Here is a 13,512-nt window from a genome sequence, read left to right on the forward strand (position 1 = left end):
ACATTGTATAGCGATCGCTCCTGCCTCTGTATAAAAAAGGAGCGATGCCTGTGGTGGTAAACTACGCATCCTAGAAGTGCTGGTAACTCATCCGCCCAGATAATATATATGTAATTCTCTATTTGTATAAAAATATAGACAATTATTTATGATATCAATAAAAAAAATTATTCGGCATACGTCTAACGATAGATAGATTTTATTAAATAAATAGTTTAGATTTGTAACAGATTACACAGAACTAGGTAAATCACATGCCCGATATAGTTGATACCGCCGTTAGTAATGGTTCTTTCAACACACTAGTTGCAGCAATCCAAGCAGCTGGTCTAGTAGATACACTGAAAGGCCCCGGGCCATTTACCGTCTTCGCACCTACTGATGAAGCGTTTAATAAGCTTCCAGCAGGTACAGTAGACGCATTACTGAAAGATATTCCTAAGCTCACCAAAATCTTGACCTATCATGTAGTCTCAGGCAAGGTACTAGCTGCTGATGTAGTTAAGCTAAAGACAGCTACAACAGTTGAAGGTTCAGATGTAAAAATTGACGCTTCTAATGGCGTTAAAATCAATGATGCAACTGTTGCAGCGGCAGATGTTGCTGCTGATAACGGTGTCATCCACGTAATTGACACAGTTTTGATTCCTGCATAAGCAAACGTCAGAATAGCTAATGCTATTTCTGGGGCGGCGACTACCTGTAGTCTTTTCTCTATTACAGTCTGGTTGAATGTTTTTTAGTAAACACCAACTACCAACAAATCCATCTAGATACTGTCTAGATGGATTTGTTGTTTCATGGGTTTAGATTTAATTAGGTGTAATCAAATTTTTAGTTTTGCCAAACCCAAATAACGGATACCTTCGGGGGAAATATCAAAACGGCAAGGTAAGACTTCTAAACCGAGAGCGATCGCATCGCGTAATAATTTACCATATATAGGATCTGTGCGATCGCCAGGCGAGAACTCTGTACAATCACTGCGATTGATAAAGTAAAGCATCACCGCACGAGTTAGAGGTAATAGCGCCATTAGTTCTCGCAAGTGCTTTTGTCCTCTTGTAGTCTCGGTGTCAGGGAATAAAGCTAGTCTCCCCTCAGACAAAGTTGTATTTTTCACTTCTAAATAAATCGGGCGTTCCTCATCACTCCCCGTTAAGAAAAAATCCACTCGACTTTTTTTATCCAACCCATAAACCACCTCACCCTTGATTTGGCTATAGTCGCCCAATTCTGGAAACAGATGTTCCGCCAAAGCTAGCTTTATCACCCGATTGGGCAAAAAAGTATTTATGCCTACCCAAGTCGGCTCGTTGTCATGTACCTGAATTAGTTCTAAAGTGTAAGCCAATTTGCGGTTAAGATTATCACTTTTGGAAAGCTGTACCGCACTTTGGGGAGTTGATACTCCAGTCATTGGCCCTGTATTTGGACAATGTGCAGTCACTATTTCGCCAGAAGTAAGTTGAACGTCAGCAAAAAACCGCTTGTAACGCTTGAGTAAAATACCAGGATACAAAGGCGGGTAACGGTAAAGCCAATCTATCATTATAAAACCTTGTTGCTGCTAGTAAATATACGTCGATTCCTTACCCACCTACCTTTCAACAGCAAATCTTTTCAGCAACTACTCCGCCCTGTGGCAGAAATTGAGTAATTTTCTATATCATAAAGTGTCATTTTTTGTAGTCAAATTAACAACATAGTAATAAAAAGTACCATATACTAGGTATTATAATCCTCCCATAAAGAAAAATCCGGGAGAATTCCAACATGCAAGGAGGTAAATCCTATACAAAAAGTGTGGACAGCAACGGAATTAGAATATGCTTTTCTGTTTACTCTAAGAAAGGTAAATTCGATAAATCTAGAAGGTTTCAAGCCATTTTTTAAGAATATGCCTATTGACCCTTATATCAAAGGCAACTTTCGTTCGAGGAGATTATCTCGGTTCACAGTTTCTGGAAATGAGTTAATCAAATTACCTCATGGCTACTTCTTTCAAAGTAAAGACTATAATCCATTATTGGGCGACTTAAAAAGAGAGTTTGCAGAATTAGATGATGCACTCATAGAACTCGATATTTTTAGAAATCTTGTCTTAGCATTTAGTGATTCTTGTAAACTTCATCCTGAAGCTGAAATCGGAGTTCATCAAATTAGAATTATTTGTTCGCCAGAGAATTTTGGTAGTCCAGCCCCTGAAGGTATCCATCAAGATGGAACTGATTTTATTGGCGTTTTTTCAGTCAGTAGAGATAATATTCAAGGTGGAGAAACACATCTATATACTGCCAAAAGAGAAAAACCTGTGTTTAGCAAAGTTCTAAATCCGGGGGAGCTATTATTGGTCAACGACCATGAGTTTTTCCATTTCGCCAATCCCATCAAACCACAAACTGATGCTCAAGGAAGTTGGGATATTTTTGTACTGACTTCTCCTAGCTTACTTTCAGAATAATTCTAGTTAACTGTAAATATTTTACAATCTGAGAGATATGGGGAATTGAATGTAGTCATTTCCCCAATTTTTTATTTGGAATTGTAAATAATCATCCTGATAGAGTAACCACAAATTTTTATTGATACATTTTTTAATACACGAGAAGGAAGCAAAGGCACGCTGAATACTTAAAAATATTAAGGGTAAGTGTATAGGTTAGGCTAGGAAACAAGTGTGATGGAATTCAACTAACTGAATCAACCAAACAAATGCCATGAATGACGAATTCTACAATAGAGGATTGGAAAAGGCTAGGCTAAAAGACTACGCTGGAGCAATTGAGGAATTTAACCATGCTTTACAACTGACACCTTACTTTACCGAAGCTTACTTGCAACGGGGTTTGGCATATTATGACTCAGGAGCAATCCTTAAGGCTGTTTCAGATTATACCGAAGCTCTGAAGTTGAATCCTGAGAGTGTAGAGGCATATTATTGCCGTGGATTGGCAAGGGTGGCGCTGAAAAATTTACCGGGGGCGCTAGATGATATTGAACGCGCTATTCGTCTCAATCTTAACTATGCTTCAGCTTATTATCTACGGGGGATAGTGCGGCGCAAACAGGGTTATATTCAAGACGCGATCGCTAGCTTTAAAAAAGCTGCACAATTATATTTGCAACAACAGGATAAAGACAATTGTCGTCTGTGTCTGGAACAAATTAAACAGCTACAACCCCAAGAATTACCTGTTGTACAGCAATCACGTTCTCCAAATGCGCCCATTTTATCCACAAATGAATATTTCACGCAATTATTAGAAAAGGCTGAAAAGGGAGATACCCAAGAGGCACTAGCTGATTTAAATTGGGTATTAAAAGCCGATTCACAAGATGCCCAAGCTTACTGTTGTCGTGGGGTTGTGCGTTGCAAAATGGGTAATTATCGAGAAGCGATCGCAGATTTTAATCAAGCATTGCGATTAGATTTTCAAGATGCCATTGTCTATCGCAACCGAGGTAAAGCGCGTTCTATATTGGGCGATCATCAAGGAGCGATCGCAGACCTCAACCAAGCACTCCAGATCCAACCCAAAGATCCTTTAGTATATATTGCCAGAGGCAATGCCTATCGAGCAATGGGTAATTATCTCGGTGCAATTCAAGATTACACCCAAGCGCTGCAATTCAATCCTGATGATGCTCAAGCTTACTATAATCGCGGCATTGCCTATACTTGCACAGAAGAAATGCAAAATGCCTTAGAAGATTATCAACGGGCGGCGAGTATTTTTTGTGAACAAGAAGACTGGGGAAATTATCAACAAGTCTTAAGTAGCTTAGAAAAAATTCAAAAATTTAGTCCAGAGTCAAAAAAGCAAAAATATAACCTACTACGTCAGCGACTTTTGCGAATGGTTGGCGGATATTGGGAAATTGCCGAAAGATTAATTCAGCAGAAGCAGGATTACCATCCTGGCATGTCAGACGACTGGTATTTGCAAAAAGTGATTGATGACTTAGAACGCGATCGCGGTAGATAATATCATGTCCGCCAAATTATTCATAATAAAAGAACCCAACCCCCAACCCCCTCCCCGCTTGCCGGGAACTCGGGGCCCCCTCTGGGGATTAGGGGCCAGGGAGACAAAGCGCAGCTTTGGTGGGGTGGGGTTCTTAAGGCTTAATAAATAATCAAGCGGAGATAATATCACTTGTTATTTTCCAATGAAACTAACTGACTACCGCTTCCGCTTTTTCCTCCGCTTTTTCCTTCACTAGCACATAAGGCGTTTCTGCACCTTGTGCAAGATATTCAGCTAGCTGACTTTCAATTTGATCGCGGACAATTTGCCGATACTCTAGAAAATGCTCATTGTGGGCACAAGCAGAGATGTAATGCTCAATAACTCCAGGGTTACGCTTGAGAATACTGAACAAATGATGCCAGAACTTCCAACGGGTTTCTCGTTTGATTCCTTGTCGCCAAATTACAATTAGCAGCGCTTTCACAACTACCCACTCTGGCATTTTTGCTGGCGCTTTCCAACTTGGCAAACCCATCATTAAGAAGCAGCGATAGGTACGATCCAAGTAATTTACTGGGTCGTATAAAGTACAAAATGCTTCAATATATTCTCGTGCAAGTTCTTCCAGAGGACGGGTGGGCAGGAAGTTCATCAATGTTGTTTGGTTGATGTTGCCATCTTGATTTTCCCGTAGTCGTCCTTCTTTTTTCAGGCGATGCCAAAGCGCAGTGTTAGGTAACGCTTGCAACATGGCAAAGGTAGTAGAGGGAATTGCTGCTTGTTCTGCAAACCGGACAATGCGATCGCCTGCACCTGCTTTTTCGCCATCAAAACCGATAATAAACCCAGCCATTGGGCGCAATCCGGCTTTGATAATGGTTTCCACTGCCTCAGTTAGAGAACTGCGAGTATTTTGAAACTTCTTAGTCATTTGCAAACTATCCTCATCCGGCGTTTCAATTCCCAAAAACACCGCCGAGAAACCGCACTCAACCATCAACTCCAACATTTCTGCGTCTTGTGCCAAGTCAATTGAAGCTTCAGTGTCAAATCGGAAGGGATACTTGTGTTCTGCCATCCAGACTTTTAACTCTTTCAGCAACAATTTCACATTCCGCTTGTTGCCAATAAAGTTGTCATCTACCATGAACACACCCCGCCGCCAACCCAATTCATAGAGGCAATCTAACTCTGCTAAAAGTTGTGCTGGGGCTTTAGTGCGTGGTTTGCGCCCGTAGAGAACAATAATGTCGCAAAATTCGCATTGGAACGGACACCCGCGCGAAAACTGCACCGACATCATGTCATAAGCATCCAATTCTAATAAATCAAAGCGGGGTATTGGTGTGCTTGTCACATCAGGCTTTTCTGTAGCGCGGAAAGTCCCAGAAGTTTCTCCCCTTTTGATTGCCTCAATAAACATGGGCAAAGTGATTTCGCCTTCATCCAGAATCAGAAAATCTGCACCAACATTTTCAACTTCGTGAGGTACAGAGGTTGGGTAGGGGCCGCCAACTGCGACTAGCTTGCCACGTTTTTTGGCTTCCTGGATTTGTTCAAGTAAATCTTGTTTCTGGACAATCATCGCAGAGAGGATTACTACATCTGCCCATGCCCATTCTTCTTCTGTTGCTGCACGGATGTTGCGATCTACCAGCTTGAATTCCCATTCTTGGGGCAGAATCGCGGCTACTGTTACTAAACCCAGAGGTGGCAATAAAACCTTGCGATTGACTAATTCTAAGATTTTTTCATAAGACCAAAAGGTTTTGGGAAATATTGGATACACTAACAAGATTCGCATGTAGTATCAATCCTCACACTTTGATTGTTATCCCACTCTAACGAAAATAAAGAGTTATTGACTTTTTATTAAAGTTGTTTTATTTTACCATTGATATTTTTGCCTCAAATGGGCAACTAGGGACGGGAATTCTTACATCCCCGAACGCGAACAGCGTCTCCAAGAGTTGGGGCTGATCCACTTACTTACTTTTAACGCCACTAATTTTTAAAACATCACTCATGGTTGCACAATAATTTGGCAAGCCGAAACTATCAGGATTGATGAATTTCTCATAAGTGAAATGCCGATAGTTCATGCAAAACCGATCCCAAGCGGCCATCCGAATGCGGAACAGAACAATAATCAAATTAGCCAATGCTATAGATATGGGAATGCGAAAGTAAATCTTTTTGCCAAAATAAGCACAAACTTGTTTCACTGCTTGATTAGCAGTTAACGGTGCTTGACCTAAAACAAGCCGACGTGGTTGATTATTGGCAGGATGGTCAATTAAATATCGCACGACACTGGCAATATCTCGTCCGTGGATAAAGTGAAAACTGCCATCTGCTTCTAAAAAGCGAATCAAATTGATATATTTCGTCACTTCTGGAATGCCAGATGTGACAGCAGAATAAGGCTTATTCGCATCACCACCCAAAACTACAGTAGGAAATACTGTGGTAATTTTGGGTGCGATCGCTAATTTTTCTTTTTTCTGTAAGCAGTCATATTTGGAACGGATGTAATCTGTCCCAATTTCCCCGGCTTCTTTTAATGGTTGATTGTACCGATCTAAAACGCTAGCTGTCGAAAAATAAATTACCTGCTGGCAACGTTCTGGATCTAGCAGTTCCAGCAACTCTATAGTCTTGACGACATTAATATCAAATGTCTCATCACCACCCCAAGCTGTGGCTGTGAGTACCGCCGTATCAATTGTGGATAGCAAATCGGCAAATTGGCGAATATTTTGCATATCACCTTGCAAAACGTTGATACCCGAACGTACCTTAATATCAACTTGCAGTTTATTTGGGTTCCTGACTAGCAGATACAGTTCGTGATCTGTTTCCTTAATTAAGGCTTCTGTTAAATAATGACCTACACAACCACTTGCACCAGTCACTAAAATCCGTTTCTGGCTCATACTAAGATTTTAATAAGTTAGTAGTTAGGAGTTAAGAATTAAGTTAAAAGTTCCCAATTAGGAATTATTAATAAAGTTAAGAGTTAGAAGTGAGGAATTAAGAATAAAAGATAACTTTGCACCTTGCAACTGATAACTTTATAACTCATAACTCCTAACTCATAACTAATAACTCATAACTTCTAACCCTTAACTCCTGCAAGATTCAGTTCTTTTGCTGTTTCAAAGAAGAAAGCGACATTTTCTTCGGGAGTTTCTGGTAAGACACCGTGACCGAGATTGAGAATGTGGCCCCAATTGCCAGCTTTGCGAACGGTATCAAGAATGCGATCGCGGATAAATTCTTTAGAGCCGAATAGCACGCCTGGGTCAAGATTTCCTTGAACTTTGACTTGCTTACCTAATCTGGCTCGTGCGTCTGCCATATCCACTGCCCAGTCTACACTGACAATATCAGCGCCAGATTGTGCCATTCTTTCTAACACACCTGCACTACCACTAACTAGCAAAATCAAAGGTGTATCGGGGTGGGTTTGCTTGACTTGCTGGAAAACTCGCTTTTGATAGGGGAGAGCAAAGGTGTCATAATCTTGAGGACTCAATTGACCCGCCCAAGAATCGAACATTTGCACAACTTGAGCGCCAGAGTCAATTTGGTAGCGGGCATAGATAGCGATCGCATCTGCTAATTTAGCTAACAGTTGATGCAATATCGTCGGATCTGAAAATGCCATGTTTTTGATGATGGAATAGGTTTTAGAACCTTTTCCTTCCACTGCATAAGCTGCTAACGTCCACGGCGCACCCACAAAGCCCAACACCGTTGATTTATCGCCTACTTCCGAACGTAGCGCTTGCAAAATTGTCTTGATAAATGGTAGAGCTGCTTCTGGTTCTAAAGGATGCAGAGCATCGATTTGTTCTTGAGTGCGGAGGGGCGAGTGAATGATTGGCCCTTTACCTTCGGCAATATCCATGTCAATGCCCAAAGCAGGTAATGGGGTGACAATATCAGAAAATAAAATTACTCCGTCTGGTTGGAAAGCTCTCCAGGGTTGCAAGGAAACTTCAATTGCTACTTCTGGAATTTCGGAGCGATCGCGAAAGGAAGGATACTTTTCTCTTAAGTCTCGATATGCTTTCATATATCGTCCCGCTTGTCGCATCATCCATACAGGGGGACGATCTACTACTTCACCACGAGCAGCCCGTAAGAGATGAGGAGTCGTTGAATAAACACCCATTTATCACTTCATCCTAAGTCATAATTTTATGCCACTGTTTAGCTTATCATTCTGGGATTACGCTTTTTCAGCAGGTTTGGAGTAAAAGGGGAATGGGGAGTGGAGAGTGGGGACTAAGGAGTGAGAAATAGGATAAAACAAGAATCAATATTGAACTGAGCATTGGGAATTGGGCATTAGTCATTAATTTCCTTCCCCTGCTTTCTCATCTTCCCACTCCCTTAACTCCCTATGCAAACTGACTCTAACAGTCCCGATGATGTTGCATCTGCTAATAATGAGCCTAACCCAGGAAAGTTTTTGATTCCGCGATCGCAGCGACAGAGGTTCTTTATCCAGTTTACCTTAATGACCCTGATCGGATGGGTTGTGGGTGGCGTTGCCAGTATCGCCTTAGAGAAAATTATTCTCCAAACCTCACCTAGCGTTGCAATCCAACCACAAACATGGGGCATTTTGGTCAGAAGTCTCAGCAATGTTATATTTGCTGTGATTTTTGCTGCCGATCAAGCTCTTGTCCTTTACCGATATTTATCGGGTTGGCAATGGATATTTGCTACTAGTGTAGGTTGGCTGATTGCTAACGGCGTTTCTACAGCCTGGATTAACTATCTTTCAAGTATTGCCATATCGTTAAATGAAATATCTCCTGAGCAGACTTTTATTTTTGGATTTCTGTCTGCGATCGCATATATTATTTCTGGTATTTGGCTAGGGCTTTGCCAGTGGCTGGTATTGAGGCGATACACAACAAGCATTTGGTGGTGGAACTTTTTACCCTCAATCTCTTTCTTATTGATCACTATTTTGATTTGGTTGATTTTTGTTGTGCAAAATTTGATTCCAGAAGCCAACCGTACTTTTATACTGTATTGGAGTGGACAAGTATTTACTGCATTAATTTTGGGAATTATACCAGCAATTGGCTTATGTACCTTGAAAAGAAATTCACATCGCCGGAGTGGAATTTCTGGTTAATCAAAATTAAGCTAGTTATGGATTTTAGATTCCATCTAAATTATAGGGAATCCCAAATTGAATCGAGGTTTACTTGAGCTTGTTTAAGCGCTGTTTCTGGAGATGCTCCTAGCATGGTGGCTTCGATGGCTCGACCTAAACTGTCAGATAAACGACTATAGCCAGGAATGATTGGTCGAGAACCTGACACAGGCATCTGGTCAATAAAGACTTTCAAAACAGGTTTTTGCTGGAGAATTTCTTGATAAGCCTGACTTTGGGCAGATTTAATGTTAACTGGTAAAAAACCCGTTCCTATACCCCATTCTGTTTGAAATTCTTCACTTAAAACATACTCTAAAAATTTGAGTGCTGCTTGCTCTCTTTCTGGTGTACTCTTCATCAAATACATATTTCCAGTGCCTGTTACCGTAGCAGGTTTGACACTCGCAGGTATAGGGAATACGTTAAAGTCAACATTAGACTTCATGATAGAAGTCCAAGGGCCTGTGATCTGCATTGCAACGCGGCCCGCAATAAAGGCATCTTCTTCATAACCTCGCTCTAGTGAAGAAAGGATTGCTGAACCATCTTTTAATAGGTCTTGCCAAAATTGTAAGGCTGCGATCGCACCTGGATTCGTCAAATTCGGATGGTTATTTGTTACAATCTCTCCGCCAGCGCTCAATAAAAAAGGGAACCAACTAAAAACAGTCCATTCTTCCTTTCCTAAAGGCAGTAAAATTCCGTACTGTTCGGGTCGATTGTCGCCATTCCGGTCTATGGTCAATTTTTTAGCAACTTCCCTCAACTCTTGCCAAGTTTTAGGAATTTGTGTAATTCCCGCAGCTTGGAAAAGTTTAGGTCGGTAAAAAATGCCTATATTGCTAGTGGAGAGTGGAATTGACCAAAGATGACCATCTAATTTTAATTCCTCCCATAAGTTGGGGCTAATTTCCGACTTTAATGGAAATTTGTCCAGCCATTTATCTAAAGGACGAATTGCCCCTAGTTCCATAAACTGACCGGTCAATTGAGGATCGAATGACAGAATATCTGGAGACGCATTGCCCACAACTGCTGTTAATATTTTTGGTAATTGGGGTTGGCCTATAAAGATAGATTCCACCTGTATATCAGTATGAGTCTGATTAAATTTATTTACTAGTTTATTAAATATATCCCGATTCGCAGGAGGATTGATTGATTGCCATAGATTCAAATGAATTACTTTATCATTCTTTTGGATTGTCCCCTGACAACCATATAAAAATATACTCAGAATAATTACTATCAGCGAAAGCCGCCAAGTATAATTGGTTGACTGGCGGGAAAAATTCTGAATTTGGGGTTGGAAAAGGGTAGCTTTCATGCCAAATTCTGTCTCAATGTTTACGAGGGGTAATAAATCAAAGTGGTATACATTTATTCTAAAATAGAATACGTTGATTTGATTGCAATATAATTCTTTTATGGTAAACTCTACCACGCCTTCTCTCTTAAGTAGCTTTTTAGAAAATTCATTTGAATTAAAACATTATCTACAAGGTTTTTTAAATTTAGATCCGGAAACCACAGAGGCAAACTTAGCAGTAGGACAAGAGGAAATAAAAAACTTAGGACATAAAGATTTTAATTGGCAAGAAGCAAGTGCTTTCTATCGTGATAAAGTAGGATAAATTTACTTATTTGAATTGGGGGCTTGGCATCTGTCAAGTCATGAGTATATTGGAGATATGTTGCGCTTGATTGCAGATTCTGCCCAAGGTCGAGTCTTAGATTTTGGTGGTGGAATAGGAACTCATGCTCTTGGCGCTGCTCTTTGCCCACAAGTTGAGCAAGTAATCTATTATGATATTAATCCGATAAATCGTGATTTTGTTGAGTATCGATCTGAGAAAATGGGACTGGACAAAAAAATAGTTTTTGTTTTTGAAATGCCTGAAAAAGAGAAATTTGATACGATTTTATGTTTTGATGTTTTAGAGCATTTGTTAGATCCTAGCCAGCAGTTATTGCAATTTTATCAAGCTTTGAACTCTGATGGTAAGATGATAGTGAATTGGTATTTCTTTAAAGGTTTTAATCAAGAATACCCTTTTCATTTAGATGATCCTAAAGTAGTAGAAGCATTTTTTCATACACTTCAGAGTCACTTCTTAGAGGTTTTTCACCCTTACCTAATTACAACTCGCTGCTACCGTAAGCAGAGTTTAATTTAATTGCATATCTTTGGGGTAGAGCCATAGCAAAACCCAATGAGCTATGTTGTTTAGGTTAAAAAATGATGTTTATAAAAATACATTAACGACGTAAATGTACCAAAAAATGCACCATAAATTATTATTTATGTCTACCCCAATGGGCCCGCTAGGTTCAGGATTGGGAGGCGGAGTAGAGTTGACCCTATATAATCTTGCTAAAGAGATGCTGTGGCGAGGACATAAATTAGAAATTGTTGCACCGCAAGGGTCTATCAGCAATTCATTACCTATTAAAGAAATTACCGGAGAACTAATACAGATACCAGCGCAAAATCAGAGTCGTAGTGATCCAATTTTGCTGCATAAAAATTCTGTTTTAGCGAATATGTGGGATTATGCTCGTCAAGTGCAAGCAGATTATGATTTGATTGTAAATTTTGCTTATGATTGGCTGCCACTATATTTAACACCATTTTTTAACTGTCCGATCGCACATTTTATCAGTATGGGTTCTTTAACAGATACAATGGATCAGATTATTGAACAAGTAGCAATCAATTTTCCCAGTACTATCGGTGTTTACACCCAAACACAAGCAGCAACTTTTACCTTTGCAGAACGGTGTATTTGTCTGCTAAATGGTTTGGATTTATCTATTTATCAATTTTGCCCCAAACCAACTCAGAGCTTGGCATGGGTAGGTAGGATAGCTCCTGAAAAAGGGTTAGAAGATGCAGTAGCAGCAGCAGAAATAACTGGCATTACACTCAAAATATTCGGGTTAAAACAGGATGTATCTTATTGGGAAAAGATTTGTCAAGAATACCCTGATGCTCCCATAGAATATGTAGGATTTTTACCAACGGTCGAGCTACAAAAAGAGTTAGGCCAATGTCGAGCAATTTTAGTAACTCCTCGTTGGATAGAAGCATTTGGCAATATAGCAATAGAGGCGCTTGCTTGTGGAGTACCTTTAATTGCTTACCGTCGAGGTGGTTTAACAGAAATTGTCCAAGAAGGCAAAACTGGTTTTTTGGTGGAACCTGATAGTGTTCAAGGTTTGGTAGAAGCGATTAAGCATTTGGATGAAATTGACCGCCAAGCTTGTCGCCATCAAGCAGAAACTTTATACTCTTTAGAAGCTATGGGCGATCGCACCGAAGAGTGGTTTCAAAAAATTCTGAGAAACTGATATAGTACTAATCAATATTTGCGCTCAACTATGGCGCTATCGCTAATATTCCCGCATCTCCATCTAAAATTACCTCTATACCCACTGGTAACGCAGCATTTGGGCTATCATGACCAAAAGGTAAATCAGAAACAATCGGAATCCCCAAATCACCTAAGCGATCGCGCAATACTTCTTCTACACTAAAGCTAGACACAGTTGGCGGTGCTTCACAGCGAGTAAAACCGCCTAAAGCAATACCGCAGACTTGAGACAAAGCACCACTTAAACGCCACTGTGTCAGCATCCTGTCAATCCGATAAGGTGCTTCTGTAATATCCTCCAGCGCCAGAATTACACCATCCAGGTGTGGCAGGATTGGTGTACCCAAAAGGTGAGTAGCGACTGTGAGATTGCCTGGTAATAAAGTGCCTGTTACAACACCCCCACCCCAACCGCAACCTTTGAGAGGGGCGAAAGAGTTACCTTCTACCCAATCAAATAATCTCTCAATTGACCAATCTGACTCATCTACCAAAGTCGTCAGCACCGGGCCGTGAACGCCGGAAATTCCTGCTGTATAAAGGCTCCATAATAAAGCTGTGATATCAGAAAAGCCTATGAGCCACTTGGGAACCACTGAGTTTGGCCAATTCCAATCTTCTAAAATACGGGTGCTGCCAAAACCGCCTCTGGCGCAAAGAATACCACGGCAATCAGGATCTTGCCATGCTGCTGCTAGTTGGTTACGGCGGATTTCGTCTTTACCAGCAAGATAACCCCATTTGTCATCTATCTGAGGGGTGATTTCTACTCGATAGCCACGCGATCGCCAAATTTCTACACTTTGTTCTAATGCCTCAAATTCTCGCAAAGCACCACTAGGGGTAATTACTCGTAGTAAGTCTCCAGGTTTTAGGGGCGGTGGTAAGATTTTGGATGGCATGAAAAAAGCTAGGAGTTAGGAATTAGGGGTTAAGAATAAGAACTATACCTCAGAACTCCTACAAAATTTTGTTGAATCAT

Annotated in this window: 13 protein-coding genes; 7 read left to right on the top strand and 6 right to left on the bottom strand. The window is 40.6% G+C overall.

The genetic code is table 11. From position 1 onward, the window contains the following. Positions 1 to 254: 254 nt before the first annotated feature. Positions 255 to 656, top strand: a complete 402-nt coding sequence (locus LC608_RS20320; RefSeq protein WP_229555238.1) for a fasciclin domain-containing protein — start codon at positions 255 to 257, stop codon at positions 654 to 656. 170 nt (positions 657 to 826) lie between these two features. Here the strand turns inward: LC608_RS20320 and sfsA are convergent, their stop codons facing one another. Beyond that, positions 827 to 1,552 carry a DNA/RNA nuclease SfsA gene (gene sfsA / locus LC608_RS20325; protein WP_229555239.1) on the bottom strand — a complete coding sequence of 242 codons (726 nt, stop codon included), beginning with the start codon at positions 1,550 to 1,552 and terminating at the stop codon, positions 827 to 829. Positions 1,553 to 1,795: 243 nt separating this feature from the next. Here sfsA and LC608_RS20330 point away from each other — a divergent pair, with 243 nt between their 5' ends. Together LC608_RS20330 and LC608_RS20335 are read left to right on the top strand one after the other, a co-directional pair. Continuing rightward, positions 1,796 to 2,464: a 2OG-Fe dioxygenase family protein gene (locus tag LC608_RS20330; RefSeq protein ID WP_229555344.1), complete on the top strand. Its 669-nt coding sequence runs from the start codon at positions 1,796 to 1,798 to the stop codon at positions 2,462 to 2,464. 256 nt (positions 2,465 to 2,720) lie between these two features. Then, positions 2,721 to 3,989, top strand: a complete 1,269-nt coding sequence (locus tag LC608_RS20335; protein WP_229555240.1) for a tetratricopeptide repeat protein — start codon at positions 2,721 to 2,723, stop codon at positions 3,987 to 3,989. Positions 3,990 to 4,179: 190 nt separating this feature from the next. Here LC608_RS20335 and LC608_RS20340 read toward each other — a convergent pair whose 3' ends face one another. The 3 genes from LC608_RS20340 to hemE all read right to left on the bottom strand — a co-directional run bounded on the left by LC608_RS20340 (position 4,180) and on the right by hemE (position 8,154). Next, positions 4,180 to 5,778: a B12-binding domain-containing radical SAM protein gene (locus LC608_RS20340; RefSeq protein ID WP_229555241.1), complete on the bottom strand. Its 1,599-nt coding sequence runs from the start codon at positions 5,776 to 5,778 to the stop codon at positions 4,180 to 4,182. A gap of 181 nt (positions 5,779 to 5,959) precedes the next feature. Next, entirely contained in the window at positions 5,960 to 6,910 is a 951-nt protein-coding gene (locus LC608_RS20345) for an NAD(P)-dependent oxidoreductase (protein WP_229555242.1), read from the bottom strand. Positions 6,911 to 7,092: 182 nt separating this feature from the next. Beyond that, positions 7,093 to 8,154 carry a uroporphyrinogen decarboxylase gene (gene hemE, locus LC608_RS20350; protein ID WP_229555243.1) on the bottom strand — a complete coding sequence of 354 codons (1,062 nt, stop codon included), beginning with the start codon at positions 8,152 to 8,154 and terminating at the stop codon, positions 7,093 to 7,095. Positions 8,155 to 8,385: 231 nt separating this feature from the next. Here hemE and LC608_RS20355 point away from each other — a divergent pair, with 231 nt between their 5' ends. After that, positions 8,386 to 9,132, top strand: a complete 747-nt coding sequence (locus LC608_RS20355; protein WP_229555244.1) for a hypothetical protein — start codon at positions 8,386 to 8,388, stop codon at positions 9,130 to 9,132. Positions 9,133 to 9,172: 40 nt separating this feature from the next. Here LC608_RS20355 and LC608_RS20360 read toward each other — a convergent pair whose 3' ends face one another. Continuing rightward, a complete protein-coding gene (locus LC608_RS20360) occupies positions 9,173 to 10,483 on the bottom strand; it encodes an ABC transporter substrate-binding protein (protein ID WP_229555245.1) in 1,311 nt (436 codons plus the stop codon). A gap of 100 nt (positions 10,484 to 10,583) precedes the next feature. On the opposite strand from LC608_RS20360, the gene LC608_RS37325 reads away from it, so the two are divergent. From LC608_RS37325 to LC608_RS20370, 3 genes are all read left to right on the top strand, one after another. Continuing rightward, the gene (locus tag LC608_RS37325; protein ID WP_308189901.1) at positions 10,584 to 10,790 is read left to right on the top strand and encodes a hypothetical protein; all 207 of its coding nucleotides are present in this window, start codon (positions 10,584 to 10,586) and stop codon (positions 10,788 to 10,790) included. Positions 10,791 to 10,805: 15 nt separating this feature from the next. Then, positions 10,806 to 11,333 carry a class I SAM-dependent methyltransferase gene (locus tag LC608_RS37330; RefSeq protein ID WP_374108417.1) on the top strand — a complete coding sequence of 176 codons (528 nt, stop codon included), beginning with the start codon at positions 10,806 to 10,808 and terminating at the stop codon, positions 11,331 to 11,333. 127 nt (positions 11,334 to 11,460) lie between these two features. Next, positions 11,461 to 12,507 carry a glycosyltransferase family 4 protein gene (locus tag LC608_RS20370; RefSeq protein ID WP_308189903.1) on the top strand — a complete coding sequence of 349 codons (1,047 nt, stop codon included), beginning with the start codon at positions 11,461 to 11,463 and terminating at the stop codon, positions 12,505 to 12,507. 28 nt (positions 12,508 to 12,535) lie between these two features. Here the strand turns inward: LC608_RS20370 and LC608_RS20375 are convergent, their stop codons facing one another. Further along, positions 12,536 to 13,432, bottom strand: a complete 897-nt coding sequence (locus LC608_RS20375) for an LD-carboxypeptidase (protein WP_229555247.1) — start codon at positions 13,430 to 13,432, stop codon at positions 12,536 to 12,538. Between the last annotated feature and the right edge of the window lie 80 nt (positions 13,433 to 13,512).

It is taken from the genome of Nostoc sp. XA010 (genome assembly GCF_020829625.1).
Classification (GTDB): domain Bacteria; phylum Cyanobacteriota; class Cyanobacteriia; order Cyanobacteriales; family Nostocaceae; genus Nostoc.